The sequence below is a fragment of the Nocardioides xinjiangensis genome, from assembly GCF_017916455.1.
Taxonomy (GTDB): Bacteria; Actinomycetota; Actinomycetes; order Propionibacteriales; family Nocardioidaceae; genus Nocardioides; species Nocardioides xinjiangensis.
On sequence record NZ_JAFMSY010000001.1, the window covers coordinates 1,048,172 to 1,067,356 of the forward strand.

The window sequence follows — 19,185 nt, forward strand, 5'->3', positions numbered from 1 at the left end:
ACCGGTCCGGGGAGGCGCTGCGGCACTAGGCTCTGCGCTGTGGACCTCCCCGTGATGCCGCCCGTGCAGCCGATGCTGGCGAAGAGCGTGAGCGGCGTGCCGGACCCGGCCAGGCACGGCGGGCTGAGCTTCGAGCCGAAGTGGGACGGGTTCCGCTGCCTGGTCTTCAAGGACGGCGACGAGGTGGAGCTCGCCAGCCGCAACACCAAGCCGCTCACGCGCTACTTCCCCGAGGTCGTGGACGCCGTACGCCGGCAGCTGCCCGCACGCGTCGTCCTCGACGGCGAGATCTTCGTCGGCCTGCAAGGCGCCGCCGGCTGGCGGTTGGAGTTCGAGACGCTGCAGGAGCGCATCCACCCCGCGGCGAGCCGCGTGGACAGGCTCGCGGCGGAGACACCGGCCGGGTTCGTCGCCTTCGACCTGCTGGCGCTCGGCGACGAGTCCTACCTGCGGCGACCCTTCGCCGAGCGCCGTGCCGCGCTCGTGGAGGCGCTCGGACACCTCGACGGCACCGGCCCGTGCTTCCTGACTCGCACGACCGAGGACCCCGCCGAGGCGGAGCGGTGGTTCGAGGAGTTCGAGGGCGCCGGGCTCGACGGGGTCGTCGCCAAGCCGCTCGGCGCGGCCTACGAGCCCAACAAGCGCACCATGCTCAAGATCAAGCACGAGCGCACCGCCGACGTCGTGCTCGCCGGCTACCGCGAGCACAAGACCTCCACGCCCGAGAACCCGCTGGTCGGATCCCTCCTGCTCGGGCTCTACGACGACGACGGCGACCTGCAGCACATCGGCGTCTCGGCGAGCTTCACCGCCAAGCGCCGCGCCGAGCTGTGGCACGAGCTGCAGCCGCTGGTGTGCGACGTCGCCGACCACCCCTGGGGCCGCTGGACGGAGTTCCTCACCGCCAACCCCGACCGGATCCCCGGCACCCAGAGCCGCTGGAGCGCCGGCAAGGACCTCGGCTTCACCGCCCTCCGCCCCGAGCGCGTGCTGGAGGTGAAGTACGACCACATGGAGGGTCGCCGCTTCCGCCACACCGCGCACTTCAAGAGGTGGCGCACCGACCGCGACCCGGAGAGCTGCGGCTACGCCCAGCTCGACGAGCCCGCGGGCTACGACCTCACTAGAATCCTTAGCACCGAACCCGGAGGCGAGTCATGACCGAGAACAGCTCCGACCACCTTCCTGCGAACGACTCCATCCACGACGGGCAGGGCACCTACGACGTGGTGCTCCTCGTCGAGCAGGCCCTCACGCCCGCCGACGCGCAGCAGGTGCGGTCGTTGCACGCGGAGATCCAGGACCCCGTCGTCTACCACGTCCTGCTCCCGCTCGAGGACGCCGCGGCCCGCATCGAGGCCTCGTTGGGCACCCTCGGCGCCGGCGACCTGATGGCCGCCCCGGCCCTCGCCATGAACGACGTCGACATCGAGGCGCTGCGTCGCGAGTGCCAGGAGAACTCCTCCTCCGACCTGCAGAGAACCCTTGCCGCGCTGGCCGCCGCAGGCGGCACGGCGCACGGCAAGGTGACGTCCGAGCCCCCGGTCGACGCGCTCGCCGCGATGGTGACCGCGGTCGACGCCCGCGAGGCGATCATCCTCACCCGGCCGCACGTCGTGGCCGAGTTCTTCCACGTCGACTGGACTTCCCGCGCCCGTCGCAGGCTCGGCGTGCCGGTGCTGCACCTCATCGAGCACGAGAACTTCGACGAGCAGGCCTCCGGCGCGGGCGAGGGCGTCAGCGGCGTGTGACGCGGCGTACGACGGCCCGGCGCAGGATGGCGGCTGCCTCCCGGCCGCCCACGGCGGGCGGCTGAGCGGCGCGCACCGCGGCCAGCTCCCGGCGCAGCTGCTGCACGGTGGCGCGCTGCGCGTCCCGGGCCTCGCGCGCGGCCAGCGTCGCCTCGGCCTTGGTGTGGTCGAAGGTCAGCGCGACCGCGTCGGCGTACCGGGCCTGGTAGTCGGCGTGGATCCGGTCGAGCGCCGCCAGTGTGTCCGCGTCGTGCGGCGTGGTGGTCAGCACGCCCAGCAGCTGCCAGACCTCCTCGGCCATGTCGCGCAGCCAGTCCGGGGTGCGCACGTCGTCCCAGGTCAGCTGGGACTTGCGCATGGACGGCTCGATGAAGTCGTCGACAGCGTGGTGCTCGCTCGAGGACAGGTCGGCGTCGAACTCGAGCTCCAGCTGCTGCTGCACCGGTGCCAGGGCGGCACGCCAGTCGGCCAGCAGGTCGACGTACCTCACGAACGACCGCTTGCCCCCGCGCCCCGCCTTCTCGGTGAGCAGGGCGGCGTGCACCCACCCGGCGACGTTGGAGGTCTCCTTGGTGAGGCGCAGCTCCTCGGACTGGCTCGAGAGGTACGCGATGTCACGCGACCCCACGACCTCGGCCGGGTGGCGCAGCGCGGTGAGCCAGCGGAGGTCGGCACCGAGCTCCTCGGACACCTCCTGCCACACCTGCGCGAACCAGAAGGCGTGCGGGTCCTTCACCACGACCTGGGCGTCCCCCCGCTCCGACGCCGCGAGCTGCCCGGCCAGCCACTCGCGCAGCTCCGCTGCCGGCAGGCCCTCGGCGACGTGGGCGGCCACCAGGTCGACCGCCGAGGGACGGCTGTCGATGTTGAAGAGGGCGAGCTCGCGGAGGTGCCGCTTGTGGAAGTCAATGACCCACTGCGGCTCGTAGAACCCCCGCGGGTTGGTCTCCGACGCCTCCACCTCCGGCTGCGGCACGTGCAGGCCGAGCCGCTTCAGGGTGCCGGCGAGCGAGCTGGTGCCGCTGCGGCCGGAGCCGGAGACGAGGACCAGCGGGACGGCCGGCTGCGCGCCTAGTCGGGCGGGGGAGGTCGGCATGCGGCTCAGCCTATCGGCCGCGCACCCGGCCTCCGGAGCCGTCACCAGTATCGTGGCGACCCGACCGGCGACCCTCCACCGACAGGACTGAGGCACACGTGGCACTGACCGACCGACTCGGGGGCAAGGTGCGCTCGGCGGTGCGCCGCGTACGCCGGGACGGCCCGCTCGACGTGGTCCTCGTCCTGTTCAACGCCGACGGCATGGGCGGCACGGCGCGTTCGGGGATCGAGCAGGCCAACGCCCTGCACGCGCTCGGAGAGGGGCACCGCGTCCGGATCCTCAGCGTCACCCGCAGCGGCTCCTCGACCCACTACCCGCTCGCCGACGGGGTCGAGGTCACCTACCTCGTCGACGTCCGCGGGGAGCGCCCGGTCGCCGTCAGTGGCACGCCCGCGGCGGAGGTCGCCCGCGAGCTCGCGGCGCGGGAGTCGGTGATCGTGCCCCGCAGCTGGGACGCGCTCTACAACGGCCTCACGGACGCGACCCTGCGCGACGCCCTCCGCGGCATGGCGACCGACGTCCTCGTCACGACCACCCCCGAGCTGCTCGCGGTCGTCGCCCAGCTCGCACCGGACGACGTGGCGCTGGTGCACCAGGAGCACCGTGCCTCCTCCAGCCGGGTCAACGACCTCGGCGCGCTGCTGCAGTTCGCCCCGCGCGCCGACGTGGTGGTGTCGCTGACCGAGTCGATGTCGCGCTGGCTCGCCGGCCGCCTCGGCGGCGCCGCGCCCGAGCTGCAGGTCGTCCCCAACCCGCTCCCCGCACACCCGCAGGCGCGGTCCCCGCTGGACCAGCGGACCTTCGTCACTGCCGGGCGGCTCGCTCCGGAGAAGCAGTTCGAGCACGTCGTGGACGCCTTCTGGTGCATCCACGAGCAGCTGCCGGACTGGACGCTCACCATCTGGGGCGACGGGCCGCGGGCCGACAACCTCGCCGCGCAGGTGCGCAAGCTCGGCCTCGAGGACCGGGTGCGGCTGCCCGGGTCGACGCAGGACCTGGCCGCGGAGTGGGCCCGCACCAGCGTCGCCGTGCTGGCCTCGCGCGGCGAGGGCTACCCCCTCGTGCTGCAGGAGGCGATGTCCGCGGGCGTGCCGCCGGTGTCGTACGACTGTCCCTCCGGCCCCCGCGAGATCATCACCCACGACGTCGACGGCCTGCTGGTGCCGCCGGGCTCCAAGGCCGCGCTCGCCGCCGCCATGCTGCGCACCGCCACCGACCACGACCTCCGCGCCCGCCTCGGCGCCGCGGCCCTCGAGCGCTCGCGGGAGTGGGACGGGCAGGCGCTCGCCCGCCGGTGGGTGCAGGTCTTCCGCGCCGCGGTCGCCCGGCGGGCCGATCCGCTCGCCCCGCGCCGGGTGCTGCACGGGATGCGGCCCGGACCCCTCGGCGACCTGCCCGAGACCACCGGAGCCGCAGGAGTCACGCCCGCGCAGGCGCGTACGACCGCGCTGACGGCCCTCACCTCCGCCGCCGCGGCCACCGGGGACGGGTGGTTCGTGGTGCCCGCGCGCGGCCTCGACGCCCACCCGCTGGTCGTCGTGCCGTCGTCGCGCCGGGAGGCGTTCCTGGCGGCGCTCGCCGCCGGGCCCGTCCCCGACTGGCTCTCGGTCCGCGACCCCGCCGAGCGCGGCTGGCACGAGCGCCGGGGCACGGTCGCCGCGATGACCGACGACCTCGCCCGGACGCGTACGGCCTCGCTCTTCCTCGAGCCGTGGCCTATGCGCGGCGGCCACGACGGCCTGCTGGGCGAGGGCGCCGAGGTGGGCGTGCAGTTCTGGGAGGAGTCGCCCGAGGGCGACCTCCTGGCGCCGGCCCTCAACCGCTACGGCGACCGGGTCCCCGCCGGCACGCCCCGCACCACCATCACGGTCGAGGGCGTCGAGGTGCCCACCCTCGAGGTGATGGCGCTGCCCACGGTCGACGACTGCCGCTTCGACGTGGACGTCGTCTACACGTGGGTCGACGGGGACGACGAGGCCTGGCTGGCGGCGCGCGACGCGCGCATCACCGCGCTCGGCGGCACGCCGAGCGACCGTGCCGGCGGCGCCTCCCGCTACCGCAGCCGCGACGAGCTGCGCTACTCGATGCGCAGCATCCACCTGTTCGCGCCGTGGGTGCGCCGCATCCACCTCGTCACCGCCGGACAGGTGCCGTCGTGGCTCGACACCTCGCACGAGAAGGTGCGGCTCGTCGACCACCGCGACATCCTGCCGGAGTCGGCCCTGCCGACGTTCAGCTCGCACGCGATCGAGACCCGTCTGCACTGCGTGCCCGAGCTGGCCGACCACTTCGTCTACGTCAACGACGACGTCTTCCTCGGCCGGCCCCGGCGCCCGGAGCACTTCTTCACCCCCGGCGGCCAGTACGCCGCCTTCGTCGCCGAGCACCGCGCGGTCGGGCTGCCCGGCACCGACGACCGCCCCTACCTGTCGGCCGCGCAGAACAACCGCCGCGTGCTCGCCGAGGCGTTCGGCGTCGCGCTGACCACCACGATGATGCACAGCCCGCACCCGCAGCGGCGTACGACGCTGGAGGAGATCGCGGCCCGCTTCCCCGCCGAGGTCGACCGCACGACGCACGCGCCCTTCCGCTCCCCCACAGACCTGTCGCTGCTGTCGTCGTTCGCGCAGAACTACGGCCTGGTCACCGGTCAGGCGTTCCGCGCCGCGGCCCACCACGGCTACGTCGACCTCGGCCACCAGCAGCTGCCGGTGCAGCTCAAGCAGATGCTCCGGCGCGACCGCGACTTCTTCTGCATCGCCGACAACCTCGTCGCCGCCTTCGACGAGGAGCGCGCCGGCGCCCTGCTGCACGACTTCCTCGAGCAGTACTTCCCGATCCCGGCGCCCTGGGAGCTCCCGCCGAGCGGTGCGTGAGGCAGGTTCTGCCGCCTCGGAAGCTGCCCCACTCACCGCCGCCTGCCCGAGCCCCCGCGGAGCGGTGCGTGAGGCAGGTTCTGCCGCCTCGGAAGCTGCCCCACTCACCGCCGCCTGCCCCGAGCCCCCGCCGAGCGGTGCGTGAGGCAGGTTCCGCCGCCTCGGAAGCGGCCCCACTCACCGCCGCCTGCCGGAGCCCCCGCCGAGCGGTGCGTGAGGCAGGTTCTGCCGCCTCGGAAGCTGCACCACTCACCGCCCGCCTGCCCGGGACCGCGCGGAGCGGTGCGTGAGGCAGGTTCCGCCGCCTCGGAAGCTGCCCCACTCACCGCCGCCCGCCCGAGGCCCGCGGAGCGGTGCGTGAGGCAGGTTCCGCCGCCTCGGAAGCTGCCCCACTCACCGCCGCCTGCCCGAGCCCGAGCGCCGGGCAGCGGGCGCCTCAGTCGGCGATCCGGTTCCCCTCGGCGTCCCAGTGCGACTCGACCTTCTTCGACGGCTGCACGCGCGGCGGCTCGCCGGGCATCTTCGGGTGGTCGGGAGGGAAGTTCAGCTCGACGGGGTGCTCCTCCCACAGGTCGAGCAGCGGCTGCAGCGAGTGGTGGACGTCGTCGATGGCCGCCCACGGGTCGCCGTTCGACGCCAGCCGCTCGGGCACCGTGAAGAGCGTGAAGTCGCGCGGCGAGGCGAGCGCGGCCAGCTCGTCCCAGGTGACCGGTGTCGAGACCGGGGCGCCGGGGATCGGCCGCAGGGAGTACGCCGACGCGATCGTGCGGTCGCGGGTGTTCTGGTTGTAGTCCACGAAGATCCGCTCGCCCCGCTCCTCCTTCCACCACGCCGTCGTCACGCCGTCGTCGCGCTTCTCCAGCTCGCGGCCGAACGCGATGGCGGCGTGCCGGACGGCGGCGAAGTCCCACCGCGGCTCGATGCGCACGTAGACGTGGACGCCGCGGTTGCCGGAGGTCTTGGCGAAGCCGGTCATGCCGAGGTCGTCGAGCAGCTCGCGCGCGACCCCCGCCACGCGTACGACGTCGGCGAAGTCCGTGCCCGGCTGCGGGTCGAGGTCGATGCGCAGCTCGTCGGGGTGGTCGACGTCGTCGCGCCGCACCGGCCACGGGTGGAAGGTGAGCGTGCCCATGTGGGCGCACCACACCGGCACGGCGATCTCGGTGGGGCAGATCTCCTCCGCGGTCCGGCCTGACGGGAACGTGATCTCGACCGACTCGAGGTAGTCCGGAGCGCCCTTCGGCACCCGCTTCTGGTAGAACGCGTCGGCGTTGCGGTCCTGCGGCCCGGTCGCGAGCCGCATCCCCGGCCGGACGCCCGACGTCCACCGCTCCAGCGCCGTCGGCCGGTCGCGCAGCGCGCGCATGAGGCCGTCCTCGACGCTCGCGAAGTACTCCGCGACCATCAGCTTGGTCACCTCGGGGGTGGAGTCCGTCGCCTCGTAGATCACGCGCTCGGGGGACGAGACGCGGACCTCGCGCTCCCCCGCCCGGACGTACGCCTCCGACGCCTTCGCCATCCCCCGACCCTAGCGGCAGGCGACGCTGGAGCGCGGCCGTAAACTCGGGGCATGGCCTACGACGTGCAGAAGACCGACGAGCAGTGGCGCGAGGAGCTCACCCCCGAGGAGTACGCCGTCCTGCGGCAGGCCGGCACCGAGCGCGCCTTCACCGGCGAGTACACCGACACCGAGACCGAGGGCACCTACTCCTGCAAGGCCTGCGGCGCGGAGCTCTTCACCAGCGACACCAAGTTCCACTCCGGCTGCGGCTGGCCGAGCTTCTACCAGCCGATGACCGACACCGTGGAGTACATCGAGGACAACTCCCACGGCATGAAGCGCGTCGAGGTGCGCTGCGCGACCTGCGGCTCGCACCTCGGCCACGTCTTCCCCGACGGCTTCGGCACTCCCACCGGCGACCGCTACTGCATCAACTCGATCGCCATCACGCTCAAGGAGAAGTGACGCTCAGGCGACGGGCTCCAGCGCGGAGCTGACCCGCACCAGGCCCTCGCCCCAGGTGGCGTCGGCCCACTCCTGGATCGACCCGTCGTCGAACACGACGTGCGCGTCGAGCGAGTCCGGCGCGAAGGACCCGCTCGTCAGCAGCTGCTCGCCGAGCGCGGCCTGCAGCTCCCGGTTGATCGCGTCGAGGTCGGCCTCGGTGCGATCGACCGTGGTCACGCACAGCATCCCGCCCCACGTCCTGCGCAGCTCGGCCTCGGCGCCCTCGGGGTCCCCGGTGACGGCGACGTTGATGGTGTTGCCGCTCAGCCAGGCGGTGGCGTACGTCGGCAGGGCGGAGGCGGCGGCCAGCGTGGCGTCCATGTCCTCGGGGGTCGCCTTCGCGGTGTCCGTCGTCGTCGCGTCGTCGCACGCCGCGGCGAGCGGCTCCTCCTGCGGCTCGGCCACCGTGTCGTACAGCGCCGCCGGGATGGCGTCCGTGACCGTGAACGTCGTGCCGTCGAAGGTGCCGGTCAGAGCGTACTGGCCCCACGTCACGCCCGACGCCTGCTCGGCGCCGACGTCGCCCCACTCGAAGTCGGCGACGGCCGGGCCGCCGCACTGCGGCGGCAGGGACTCCGCGACGGCACCGAGGCAGAGCTCGGGGCCCTCCCCGCTGTCGAGCACCGTCACCAAGCCGGTGGTCCGGACCGGGCCCTCGGGGACCGGACTCGGCGCCCCGTCGGAGGGAGCGCCCGAGGAGTCGTCGGAGGTGGACACGTCCCCCGCGGCGGCGTCGTCGACGGCGCGCATGTCGTCCTCGGTCGAGCAGGCGGTGAGGGCGCCCAGCACGGTGAGCGCGGCGGCAGCAGCAGCGAAGGTCTTCATGGTGGTCCGACGCTACTGCCCGCGACGCCGTTCCCCGCTGGCTCGCCGGACCGGTCAGGGCAGGCGAGCGAGCAGCTCCGAGGGCGTGACGCGGGCGCCGGTGTAGAACGGCACCTCCTCGCGCACGTGGCGTCGCGCGTCGGAGGCGCGCAGGTCGCGCATGAGGTCGACGATGCGGTGCAGCTCGTCGGACTCGAAGGCGAGCAGCCACTCGTAGTCGCCCAGCGCGAACGACGCGACGGTGTTGGCGCGGACGTCGGCGTAGCCGCGCGCGAGCTGTCCGTGCTCGGCGAGCATGCGGCGACGCTCGCCGTCCTCGAGCAGGTACCACTCGTAGGACCGGACGAACGGGTAGACGCAGACGTGGGCGCGGGGCTCCTCGTCGGCGAGGAACGCCGGGATGTGCGACTTGTTGAACTCGGCCGGCCGGTGCAGCGCCATCTGCGACCACACCGGCTCGAGGCGGCGGCCGAAGGAGGTGCGCCGGAACGCGTTGTAGGCCTGCTGCAGCTGCTCGGAGTCGGGGGCGTGCCACCAGACCATGAGGTCGGCGTCGGCGCGCAGGCCGCTCACGTCGTAGAGGCCCCGGACCGCGACGTCCTGCTCGCCAAGCACGTCGAAGAGCGCCTGGACGTCGGTCGCCTCGGCGTCGCGGTCGGCGTCGCCGAGGACGTCACGCAGCCTGAAGACCGACCACATCGTGTAGCGGATGGTGTCGTTGAGCTCGCGCGTGCGGGCGGCGTTGGTCTTCGTGTCGTCGTTCGTGCTCATGACGTCATTCTGCCTGCGTGAGCGAGGCCACAGCGCGCCGGGCCGAGCCGATCACGGCGGGGACGCCGACACCGTCGTACGTCGCCCCGCACACGGCCAGCCCCGGCTGGTCGGCGAGCGCCGCGCGGATCCGCGCCACGCGCTCGGCGTGGCCGACGACGTACTGCGGCAGCGCGCCGCCCCACCGCTGGACGTGGGTGTCGACCGGGCGCGCCGTGATGCCGGCCAGGGCCGCGAGGTCCGCCAGCGACGCGCGGACCAGCCCCTCGTCGGAGGCCTGCAGGGTGACCTCCTCGCCGTGCCTGCCGAGCGAGGTGCGCAGGAGCACGATGTCGGGGTCGAGGTCGCGCACCCAGCCCCACTTCGCGAACGAGAAGGTCGACGCCTTGATCGCACGCTGCTCCACCGGCGGCACGAGGAAGCCCGAGCGCTCGAAGAGCGCGTCCGGGACGTCGGCGGCCCGGAAGGCGAGCGTCACGACCGCGACGCTGGCGGCCTCCACGCCGGCCAGCTCGGCCGCCGCTGCCGGCGCCACGTCGGCGAGCAGTCGGGACGTGGCCGCGGCCGGCGTGGCGAGCACGACCGAGCGGGCCCGGACCGTCTCCGCCCGGGTCGTGGGTCCGACCGTGAGCGCCCACCCGCCCGGCGTTCGCCCCAGCGCACGGACGGTGGCCGAGGTCCGCACCTCGAAGCCACCGGCGTCGCGGACCAGCGCGGGGAGGCGTCCCATCCCTCCCGGGAGCCCGGCGAAGACCGGACCGGTGGCCGCCGGGAGGGCCGCCGCCTGGTCGAGGAGGCGCCCGCGCCGGGCCATCGCGAGCAGCTGCGGCACGGCCGCGGCGGCGGAGAGACGGCGGGCGTGACCGGCGTACACACCGCCCAGGAGGGGCTCGACGAGGCGGTCGACCAGCTCGTCGCCGAGACGGGCGGCCACCAGGTCGCCCACGGACACGTCGCCGTCGACGGCGCTGTCGCTCTCGGTGCTCGCGCGCGCCAGGCCCTCGGGGCTCAGCACACCGCTGCGGGCGAGCTGGTCGAGGTCGAGCGGCACGCCCATCACGGAGCGCGGCAGGTCCCGCAGCGCCCCGCGGGACCAGACGGCGGAGGCGGCGCCGGTCGGGTGGACGACCGCCGCGCCCAGCTCCTGGGCCAGGGCGACGCCCTCGGGGCGGCGGGCGAGCATCGCCTCGGCGCCGACGTCGACGCTCAGGCCGGCCACCTCCGCGGTGCGCAGCTTGCCGCCGACCTGCGGTGACGCCTCCAGCAGCAGCACGTCGCGGCCGGCCGCCGCGAGGTCGCGGGCGGCCACGAGACCCGCGATCCCGCCACCCACGACCACCGTGTCCCACGCGTGCCCCACCACACGGTCAGCCTAGGCTGCACGGCATGGAAGCCAATGGCGGTGCCGACCGCATCGCGGTGATGATCGACGCCGACAACACCAGGGCCGCGTTCGCCAACGAGGTGCTGAGCGAGGTCGCCAAGTACGGCAACCCGACCATCCGCCGGGTCTACGGCGACTGGACCAACCCGCACCTCAGCAGGTGGGCGCGGATCCTCAACAGCCTCGGCCTGCGCGCGATGCACCAGAACGCCTACACGTCCGGGAAGAACTCCACCGACCTCGCGCTCGTCATCGACGCGATGGACCTGCTCTACGACGGCAACGTCGAGGCCTTCGCCCTCGTCACCAGCGACAGCGACTTCACCAGCCTCGCGCACCGCCTGCGGGAGTCGGGGAAGACGGTCTACGTCCTGGGCGAGAACAAGGCGCCGGAGTCGCTGCGCAACGCCTGCGACAAGTTCATCGACCTCGCGGTGGTCGCCGACCGGCAGGACGACGACGACACCGACGACGACGACGCGCACGACTCCGCGGAGCCGGCCTCGGTCGAGATCAACCTGGAGAGCGCCCTCACCCGCGCCGTCAACGCCGTCTCCGACGACGAGGGCTGGGCGATGCTGCCGGCCCTGGGCAACCAGCTGATCCGCACCCACCCGTCGTTCGACGCCCGCAACTTCGCCGGCCCCGGGGCCCGCCTGAGCACGCTGGTCACCGCGCAGCCCTACCTGGAGACGGCGGGCACGGGCAACCAGCTGCGGGTGCGGCTCAAGGGCGGCAGGCCCGCGGCGAAGAAGGCGGCCCAGAAGGCGGCCGCCCGGAAGGCACCGGCCCAGAAGTCCCTGGCGAAGTCCTGACCCTCCCTCACGCGTCCTGACGCGTCCTGACGCGTCCTGACGCGTCCTGACGCGTCCTGACGGAGCCCGCCGGGGCCCCGTCAGGTCCGCTCAGGCGGGCACCTGCTCGCGCACCGGCTCCGTCTCGGGGTCGGCGCGGTCCAGGCCCCGGCCCCGGGTCTCGGGCAGGAACCGGGCGCAGACGAGCGAGATCGCCGCGACGAGCACGTTGTACGCCGCGACCCACCAGAGGGTCCCGTCGCCGCGGGTGACGAGCCACGCCGCGATCAGCGGGGTCAGCCCCGAGGCGAGGATGCCGGAGATCTGGTACAGCGTGCTCAGCGCCGTGTAGCGGTAGCGCGTGTCGAACAGCTCGGACCAGAAGGCCGCCAGGGGGCCGTAGACCGTGCCGTAGACCAGGCCGAGCCCCACCACGAACACGACCGAGATCGCCCACCTCTCCTCCGTCTGCACGAGGTACGCCGCCGGGAAGGCGAAGAGCAGGCCGACCCAGGCGCCGACCCGGTAGACCGGCTTGCGGCCCACCCGGTCCGACACGGCCCCCGCGACCGGCACCAGCACCACGCCCAGCACGGCGCCGACGAGGATCGCGTCGAGGGCCCAGCTGCGCGGCAGCGCGAGGTTGGTCGCGACGTAGGCGAGCAGGTAGACGGAGAACAGGTTGAAGGTGAAGCCCTCGATGAATCGCGTGCCCATGCCGAGCAGCAGGGGCCGCGGCTGCTCGGCCACGAGGTCGCGCAGCGGGAGCCGCGAGATCTCCTTGCGCTCCTGCACCTTGGCGAACTCCGGCGTCTCCATCACCGAGAGCCGGATGTAGGCGCCGATGCCGAGCAGCACGATGCTCACCAGGAAGCACGCGCGCCAGCCCCAGGCCAGGAACGCCTCCTCCGGCAGCAGGCCGGCCAGCGAGAACGCGCCGGCGGCGAGGGCGAGGCCGCCGGGTACGCCGATGTGGGCGAAGCTGCCGTAGAAGCCGCGGCGCTCGGCCGGGGCGTACTCGACGGCGAGCAGCACGGCACCGCCGTACTCACCACCGACGCCGATGCCCTGCAGCACGCGCAGCACCACCAGGGCGACGGGCGCCCACACCCCGATCGCGTCGTAGGTCGGGAGCAGCCCGATGAGGGCCGTGCCGATGCCCATGATGACCAGGGTGAGGAGCAGCATCTGCTTGCGCCCGACCCGGTCGCCGAAGTGGCCGAAGACGAGCCCACCGACCGGGCGGGCGAGGAAGCCCACCGCGAAGGTGGCGAACGCCGCGAACTGGGCGGCGGGCCCGTCGAGACCGTTGAAGTAGAGCTTGTCGAACACGACGGCGGCGGCGGTGCCGTAGAGGAAGAAGTCGTACCACTCGATGGTCGCGCCGACAGCCGAGGCGAGCGCGACGCGGCGCGGCGTGGGGGCCGCCTGGACCGTGCTGAGGGCGCTCATGCCGCGTCCTCGGCGTCCGTGCCGGGGGCGTCGTGGGACGTCGCACCCGCCGGGTCCTCGCCGTCGCGCACGCCGCGGTCGACCGCGGCGCCGTTGATGCGGCCGTCGAGGCGGGCCGGGTCGAGGTCGTCGCGGTGCAGCTTGGCGAAGGCCGAGCGGTGGAAGACGAGCGGGTGCTCGCCGTCGCCGGCGCCGACCTCGTGGACCTCGAGCAGGACGATGAGGTGGTCGCCGGCGACGACCTCCTCGTGGAGCGAGCAGTCGTAGGTCGCGACGGCCTCGTCGAGGAGCACCGCGCCGGTGCCGGTCACCTTGAACGGCAGCCCGGTGAACCGCTCCTCGCGCGGGCCGGCGAGCTGGCGGCACACCACGTCGTGGTGGTCGGCGAGCACGCTGATGCCGAGGTGGTCGGCCTCGCGCAGGAGGGGCCAGGTCGAGCTGGTCGCCGCGATGGAGAACGACACCAGTGGCGGCTCGATGCTCACGGACGTGAACGACGACGCGGCGATGCCGGTGAGCTGGCCCCTTACCGAGGCGGCGACGGCGACGACGCCGGAGGGGAAGGCACCGAAGGCGTCACGGAGCGTGCGCTGGTCGATGGCGGGGGCGGACGGGGCGTGGACGGTCATGCTGACGTCACCTCGGGGATGTGGACGGGGGCCGGGAGGGCGGGAAGGAGCTGCTGTGCGGTGGCGAACCAGGCGTCGTAGGGCTCGGGCCGGTCGTGCTGCGCGTCGAGGACGTAGAGGCCGCGCGTGGGCACCGAGGCGCCCAGCTCGACGAGCAGCGGCCGCAGGCCGTGCTCGGTGGCGAGCGAGTGCGCGGGCGAGGCGCCGAGCATCAGCGGGACCGCGGTGACGCCGCTGAGCCCCTGGTGCGGGAAGCGGTCGAGGAACGCCTTGAGCAGGCCCGTGTAGGTCGCCTTGTAGGTCGGGCTGGCGACGACCACGACGGAGCTGCCGGCCACCTGCTGGACGAGGTCGCCGACGCTCTCCGAGCCCCAGTCGAAGAGCTCGGAGGCGTGGTCGGCCAGGTCGACGACGAGGTCGGCTCCGCCCAGCCGGTCGGCGAGCGTCAGGGCCGCCTCGTAGGTGCGCGAGCGCGGCTTGGGGTTGCCGACGACGACGGCGACACGGGCGGCGTGGGCGGTGCTCATGACGCGGCCCGCTGGCCGCCGAAGGGGACCGACGCCCGTCCGGTCACCGGCACCGGGCTGGTCCAGAGGCCGCGCTTCTCGAGCACCGGCAGGACGCCCTCGCCGAACTCGTACGCGCCCTCGAGGTGCGGGTAGGCGGAGAGCACGAGCTCGTCGATGCCCACCGAGTGGTACTCCTCGATCAGGTCGGCCACCTCCTCGTGGCTGCCGACCAGCGCGGTGCCGGCGCCGCCGCGGACCAGGCCCACGCCCGCCCAGAGGTTGGGGTGGATCTCCAGGCCGTCGCGGCTGCCGCCGTTGAGGGCGAGCATGTTCTGCTGGCCCACCGACTCCGAGCGCTTGAGGCCCTCCTGGACGCGACGGACGTCCTCGTCGGAGATGCCGGCGAGGAGGCGGTCGGCCTCGGCCCAGGCCTCCTCCGAGGTGTCGCGCGAGATGGTGTGCACGCGCAGGCCGTAGGTCAGCTCCCGGCCCCGCTGCTCGGCCAGCTCCCGGATCCACGCGATCTTCTTCGCCACCGCTGCGGGCGGCTCACCCCAGGTGAGGTAGACGTCCGCGTGCTCGGCGGCGACCTCGCCGGCGGCCGGCGAGGAGCCGCCGAAGTAGATCTGGGGCACCGGGTCGGGCAGCTGCTGCAGTCGCGCCTGGTCGACGCGGAGGTGGCGCCCGGCGAAGGTGACCTCCTCGCCCGCCCACAGCCGACGGACGATGGAGAGGAACTCGCCGCAGCGCTCGTAGCGTGCGTCCTTGTCGAGGAAGTCGCCGTAGGCGCGCTGCTCGTGGGACTCGCCGCCGGTGACCACGTTGAGCAGCAGCCGTCCGCCCGTGAGGTTCTGGAAGGTGGCCGCCATCTGCGCGGCCAGCGTCGGCGAGGTGAGGCCGGGACGGAACGCGACGAGGAACTTCAGCCGCTCCGAGAGCGGAGCGAGCATCGCCGTGGTCAGCCAGGCGTCCTCGCACCAGGCGCCCGTGGGCGTCAGCGCGGCCTCGAAGCCGAGCTGCTCGGCGCTGCGCGCGACCTGCCCCAGGTAGGGGACGCTGGCCGGCCGGCCGGCGGCGCCGTGCTCGACGCCGTGGCCGCCGCTGACGACGTGGCGGCCGTCGCCTCCGTTGGTGGGCAGGAACCAGTGGAACTTCATGGGGTCGGTGTGTCCTTTCGAGGGTGCAGGTCAGAGCTGGCCGTGGTCGGGCAGCGGCGTGCCGTCGACGACGTACCTCCGATCACGCCCGAGCGACGTCGCGGCGAGTCAGCGGCGACGTCCGCCGCGACCGCGACGGCCTCGTCGGAGGTGAGCACCGGCACCGTCGCCGCGGCGACCCGGAGCCGTGCCGGCTCGCGCACGGGGGCGGACGTCGTGCTCACGGCTGTCCTCCTCGGGACGCTCTGGTTAATCTTTATCGATCTTGTAGACAAACATAGCAAGCAGTCGCCACCAGTCCGCGCAGGACCGGGGCCGGGGATGTCGAGGGGGTGGCAGGCAGCGCCTTGCAGGCGGAACGAGGCACCCGCCCGCGAGCCGCGACCGGCCGGGTCCGGGCGACGGGTCAGCCGGCGCGGCCGGGCGCGGGGCCCGGCCCGATCCACTCCTGGCGCCGGCGGGTGGCGCCGATCGACCAGGCGTACGGCGGCGGTGTGCCGTTGACGGCGTGGGCGCCGACCACCCGCGCCTTCAGGACCCGCGGGTCGTGCGAGGCGACGGTCCGCGCGTTGCGCCAGTGGCGGTCCAGCGCCAGCGGACGCGCGGTGGCCGAGCCGCCGAGGGCGTCGAAGATGTCGGAGGTGGCGCGGAGCACGAGCTCGGAGACCACGACCTGGGCGGTCGAGGACTCGATCTCGCTCGCCTCCACCAGCGCGGCAACCTCCTCGGCACCCGCGCGGGCTGCGTCGGCGACGGCCTGCACGCTGGCGGCGACCCGCAGCGTCGCGGCCTCGGCGGCGTACACCGCGGCCGCGACCTCCCCGACCCGCGCGAGGACCTGTGCGTCGTCGCGCACGCGCGGGGCGTTGGCGTGGGAGAAGTTGCGCGTGCGCTCCCGGACGGCCCCGACCACGTCGGCGAGCGCTGACCGTGCGATGCCGGTCAGCGTCGCGAGGAGGTTCATCTGGTGGAACGCCGTCTGGTAGGGGAAGCGGTCCTCGAAGGGCAGGACGTCCGTGGCGGCCACCCCGACGTTGTCGAAGGTCGTCGTCCCGCTGCCGGTGCCGCGCTGGCCGAAGCCGTCCCAGTCGTCGGTGACGTGGACGCCGGGGTCGCGGGCGTCGACGACGACGATCGCCGTCGGATCCTCGACCTCGTCGGGGTGACCGGGGCGCACCAGCCGGGCGTGCACGTCGACCCACTCGGCGAAGATGCTGCCGGTCGTGTAGTACTTCGTGCCGTCGAGCCGGTACGACCCGTCGGCACGCGGGCGGAGGACGGTGCGCGGCAGGTCGATGTCGGACCCGACCTCCGACCAGGCGTTGCCCACCATCTCGCCGGCGACGAAGCGGTCGAACCAGACCCGTTGGTCGCTGCCGCGGACGTGGTGCCAGCACCGGTCCTCGACGAGGGCGAAGTGCCCGCGGAAGGCCTGGGTCAGGTTCGCGTCCACGGCCGCGAGCTCGATCCAGAGCCGGGACAGGCCCACGACGTCGAGCCCTGCCCCGCCGAAGGCCTGCGGGACACGCAGGGCGCCGAACCCCTCGGCCTTGAGCAGCCGCACGGCCTCCACTGGCAGCTCACCGTCGAGCTCGCGCTGCACCGCTCCCTCCGCGACGGCCTCGAGGACCGGGGCCCACTCGGCGAGCAGGTCGGCCTCGGACCCCGCGGCGGCAGCGGACACGCTGCCTCGGGCCTCGGGGACGGCACGCTCGCCACGCGGGCGGGTCGGCCGGACACGCAGGTTGGTCATGGGTTCCTCCCGTTTTGTAGAGTTATTTAGTAGACTTTAGGGAGTCGGGCCGCCGAACCGGGCACCCCGGCAGCAGGTTTTGCCGACCACCCCGCGAGGGCCGGTCCGGACCGAGGTCCGGTCCCGGCCGGACGCAGGCAGCACAGAGAGCAGGAGCGAACGGGTGCGGATCGAACAGCTGGAGTACCTCGCGGCCGTGACCGAGCACGGATCACTGCGACGGGCGAGCGAGGCCATGCACATCTCCCAGCCGGCACTGAGCGAGGCCGTGACCAAGCTGGAGAAGGAGCTGGGCACCACGCTGCTCGACCGTCGCCGCACGGGCTCGCGCATCAGCCGGCAGGGCCTGGACCTGCTGCAGAGCATGACCGAGGTCCTCGAGGCCGTCGACCGCCTGCGACAGGCCGCCGGCCAGCAGTCCGTACGCCGTCGCGACCTGCGGATCGGCACGGTGAACACCGCGTCGTCCAGCCTGCTCGCTCCCGCGCTGCGCGACCTGCACGCACGCCACGGCTCCGGTGGCGTCGAGGTCGTCAACGGCCGCCAGACCGACATCCAGCAGGGCCTCACCGAAGGCTCCCTCGACCTGGGTCTGGTCAACGTGCTGCCCGGCGACGAGGTGCCGCCCACGCTGGTCGCCGACAGGCTCATCGACGGCACCCCCGTCGCGTGCCTGCGCGCGGACCACCCGCTCACGGCGAAGGAGCGGGTCACCGTCGACGACCTGCGCGCGGAGCCGCACGTGCTCATGCGTCCCGGGTTCGTGATGCACCGGTACGCCCACCGGCTCTTCGCGGGCGCGCTGCCCGGCACCACCTACTCCAACGACGGCGCCGAGATGGGCAAGGCGATGGTCGCCGCCGGTCTGGGCATCTCGGTCCTGCCCGACTTCTCGATCGCGGGCGACCCCCTCGTGCAGGCGGGCGTGCTGACCACCCGCCCGATCCAGACCGACCAGACGACCGTCACGCTGCTGATGCTGCGCCGTCGCGCCGAGCGCGTGCCCGAGCCCCTGCGCGACCTGCAGACGGCGCTCGTGCGGCAGGCGCGGGCCTACGTCGCCTCGCTGGAGCTGCCCGCGGCTGCGCCCGACCTCCCGCCGGTGACGCCGATCAGCAGCCGTGCACGAAGTCGGTCAGCGCCATGAGCTGACCCGGGTCGGTCGACGGGATCACGCCGTGGCCGAGGTTGAAGATGTGCCCCTTGGCCCGTCGCCCGGCCTCGACCACCTCCGCGGCGCGCCGGGTCATCACCTCGGTGGGCGCGAAGACCAGCGTGGGGTCGAGGTTGCCCTGCACGGCGCGGTCCCCCACCAGCGGGATCGCCTGCTCGAGCGGCGTGCGCCAGTCGACGCCGACGACGTCGGCTCCGGCCTCGCCCATGAGCCCGAGGAGGTTGCTGGTGCCGACCCCGAAGTGGATCCGCGGCACGCCGAGCTCTCCGGCCGCCGCGAGCACGCGCTGCGAGTGCGGCATCACCGAGGCGCGGTAGTCGGCGGGGGTGAGCGCGCCGGCCCAGGAGTCGAAGAGCTGCACGGCCGACGCGCCGGCCTCGACCTGGATCCGGAGGTAGGCGGCGGCGATGCCGGCGATCTTGCGCATGAGCGCGTCCCACACGTCGGGAGCGCCGAACATCATCGCCTTGGTCTTCGCGTGCTCCTTCGAGGGCCCGCCCTCGACCAGGTAGGACGCGACGGTGAAGGGCGCGCCGGCGAAGCCGATCAGCGGCGTCGCGCCGAGCTCGGCGACGAGCTGGCGGACGGCCTGCGAGATGTAGGGCACGTGCTCGGGCGTGAGGTCGGGGATCGCCGCCACGTCGTCGAGGGTGCGTACGGGGGACGCCACGACGGGTCCGACCCCCGCCTTGATGTCGAGGTCGACACCGACGGCCTTGAGCGGCAGCACGATGTCGGAGAAGAAGATCGCCGCGTCGACGCCGTAGCGGCGCACCGGCTGCAGGGTGATCTCGGTGACCAGGTCGGCGTCCATGCAGGACTCCAGCATCCCGATGCCTTCCCGCACGGCGAGGTACTCCGGCAGCGAGCGGCCGGCCTGCCGCATGTACCAGACCGGGGTGTGCGCCGGCTCCTGCCCGCGCGCGGCCAGGAGGAAGGGGCTCTCGGCCAGGCCGGGGTGGGGCGGGCGAACGGCGTCGGTCACCCCCGAATCTTCGCAGGT

The 19,185-nt window shown here is 73.6% G+C and carries 18 protein-coding genes; 6 read left to right on the top strand and 12 right to left on the bottom strand.

What is annotated here, in order from left to right:
* Nucleotides 1-39 precede the first annotated feature (39 nt).
* Nucleotides 40-1,161: an ATP-dependent DNA ligase gene (locus J3P38_RS04990; RefSeq protein ID WP_210438728.1), complete on the top strand. Its 1,122-nt coding sequence runs from the start codon at nt 40-42 to the stop codon at nt 1,159-1,161.
* Entirely contained in the window at nt 1,158-1,751 is a 594-nt protein-coding gene (locus J3P38_RS04995; protein ID WP_210438729.1) for a hypothetical protein, read from the top strand. The genes J3P38_RS04990 and J3P38_RS04995 overlap by 4 nt, the downstream gene beginning before the upstream one ends.
* Here J3P38_RS04995 and J3P38_RS05000 read toward each other — a convergent pair.
* Nucleotides 1,738-2,847, bottom strand: a complete 1,110-nt coding sequence (locus J3P38_RS05000; protein WP_210502854.1) for a sulfotransferase family protein — start codon at nt 2,845-2,847, stop codon at nt 1,738-1,740. The two genes, J3P38_RS04995 and J3P38_RS05000, sit on opposite strands and share 14 nt — an antisense overlap.
* Nucleotides 2,848-2,945: 98 nt before the next feature.
* On the opposite strand from J3P38_RS05000, the gene J3P38_RS05005 reads away from it, so the two are divergent.
* Complete coding sequence (locus J3P38_RS05005) at nt 2,946-5,726, top strand: stealth conserved region 3 domain-containing protein (protein WP_210502855.1); 2,781 nt, start codon at nt 2,946-2,948, stop codon at nt 5,724-5,726.
* Between the two features lie 436 nt (nt 5,727-6,162).
* On the opposite strand, the gene J3P38_RS05010 is transcribed toward J3P38_RS05005, so the two are convergent.
* Nucleotides 6,163-7,245 carry a DNA polymerase domain-containing protein gene (locus J3P38_RS05010; protein ID WP_210438732.1) on the bottom strand — a complete coding sequence of 361 codons (1,083 nt, stop codon included), beginning with the start codon at nt 7,243-7,245 and terminating at the stop codon, nt 6,163-6,165.
* A gap of 51 nt (nt 7,246-7,296) precedes the next feature.
* Here J3P38_RS05010 and msrB point away from each other — a divergent pair, with 51 nt between their 5' ends.
* A complete protein-coding gene (gene msrB / locus J3P38_RS05015; protein ID WP_210438733.1) occupies nt 7,297-7,692 on the top strand; it encodes a peptide-methionine (R)-S-oxide reductase MsrB in 396 nt (131 codons plus the stop codon).
* 3 nt (nt 7,693-7,695) lie between these two features.
* On the opposite strand, the gene J3P38_RS05020 is transcribed toward msrB, so the two are convergent.
* From J3P38_RS05020 to hemG, 3 genes are read right to left on the bottom strand one after another with little or no spacing between them, the layout of a single operon-like run.
* Nucleotides 7,696-8,559, bottom strand: coding sequence for a hypothetical protein (locus tag J3P38_RS05020; protein WP_210502856.1), 864 nt, complete (start codon nt 8,557-8,559; stop codon nt 7,696-7,698).
* A gap of 54 nt (nt 8,560-8,613) precedes the next feature.
* Nucleotides 8,614-9,330, bottom strand: coding sequence for a hydrogen peroxide-dependent heme synthase (hemQ, locus tag J3P38_RS05025; RefSeq protein WP_210502858.1), 717 nt, complete (start codon nt 9,328-9,330; stop codon nt 8,614-8,616).
* A 4-nt stretch (nt 9,331-9,334) separates the two neighbouring features.
* On the bottom strand, nt 9,335-10,693 hold the full coding sequence (gene hemG, locus J3P38_RS05030; protein WP_307807724.1) for a protoporphyrinogen oxidase: 1,359 nt from the start codon (nt 10,691-10,693) through the stop codon (nt 9,335-9,337).
* Between the two features lie 23 nt (nt 10,694-10,716).
* On the opposite strand from hemG, the gene J3P38_RS05035 reads away from it, so the two are divergent.
* Complete coding sequence (locus J3P38_RS05035; RefSeq protein ID WP_210502860.1) at nt 10,717-11,529, top strand: NYN domain-containing protein; 813 nt, start codon at nt 10,717-10,719, stop codon at nt 11,527-11,529.
* Between the two features lie 90 nt (nt 11,530-11,619).
* On the opposite strand, the gene J3P38_RS05040 is transcribed toward J3P38_RS05035, so the two are convergent.
* From J3P38_RS05040 to J3P38_RS05065, 6 genes are all read right to left on the bottom strand, one after another.
* Entirely contained in the window at nt 11,620-12,960 is a 1,341-nt protein-coding gene (locus tag J3P38_RS05040) for an MFS transporter (protein ID WP_210502861.1), read from the bottom strand.
* Nucleotides 12,957-13,589, bottom strand: coding sequence for a flavin reductase family protein (locus tag J3P38_RS05045; RefSeq protein ID WP_210502862.1), 633 nt, complete (start codon nt 13,587-13,589; stop codon nt 12,957-12,959). The genes J3P38_RS05040 and J3P38_RS05045 overlap by 4 nt, the downstream gene beginning before the upstream one ends.
* Entirely contained in the window at nt 13,586-14,116 is a 531-nt protein-coding gene (locus J3P38_RS05050) for an NADPH-dependent FMN reductase (RefSeq protein WP_210502863.1), read from the bottom strand. The genes J3P38_RS05045 and J3P38_RS05050 overlap by 4 nt, the downstream gene beginning before the upstream one ends.
* The gene (locus tag J3P38_RS05055; RefSeq protein ID WP_210502865.1) at nt 14,113-15,255 is read right to left on the bottom strand and encodes an LLM class flavin-dependent oxidoreductase; all 1,143 of its coding nucleotides are present in this window, start codon (nt 15,253-15,255) and stop codon (nt 14,113-14,115) included. Before J3P38_RS05055 ends, J3P38_RS05050 begins: the two co-directional genes overlap by 4 nt.
* Nucleotides 15,252-15,479 carry a hypothetical protein gene (locus J3P38_RS05060; protein WP_210502867.1) on the bottom strand — a complete coding sequence of 76 codons (228 nt, stop codon included), beginning with the start codon at nt 15,477-15,479 and terminating at the stop codon, nt 15,252-15,254. The genes J3P38_RS05055 and J3P38_RS05060 overlap by 4 nt, the downstream gene beginning before the upstream one ends.
* 182 nt (nt 15,480-15,661) lie before the next feature.
* A complete protein-coding gene (locus J3P38_RS05065) occupies nt 15,662-17,008 on the bottom strand; it encodes an acyl-CoA dehydrogenase family protein (RefSeq protein WP_210502868.1) in 1,347 nt (448 codons plus the stop codon).
* Nucleotides 17,009-17,171: 163 nt separating this feature from the next.
* On the opposite strand from J3P38_RS05065, the gene J3P38_RS05070 reads away from it, so the two are divergent.
* Entirely contained in the window at nt 17,172-18,155 is a 984-nt protein-coding gene (locus J3P38_RS05070) for a LysR family transcriptional regulator (protein WP_210502869.1), read from the top strand.
* Here the strand turns inward: J3P38_RS05070 and hemE are convergent.
* Complete coding sequence (hemE, locus tag J3P38_RS05075) at nt 18,121-19,167, bottom strand: uroporphyrinogen decarboxylase (protein WP_307807725.1); 1,047 nt, start codon at nt 19,165-19,167, stop codon at nt 18,121-18,123. The genes J3P38_RS05070 and hemE overlap by 35 nt on opposite strands.
* Nucleotides 19,168-19,185 lie beyond the last annotated feature (18 nt).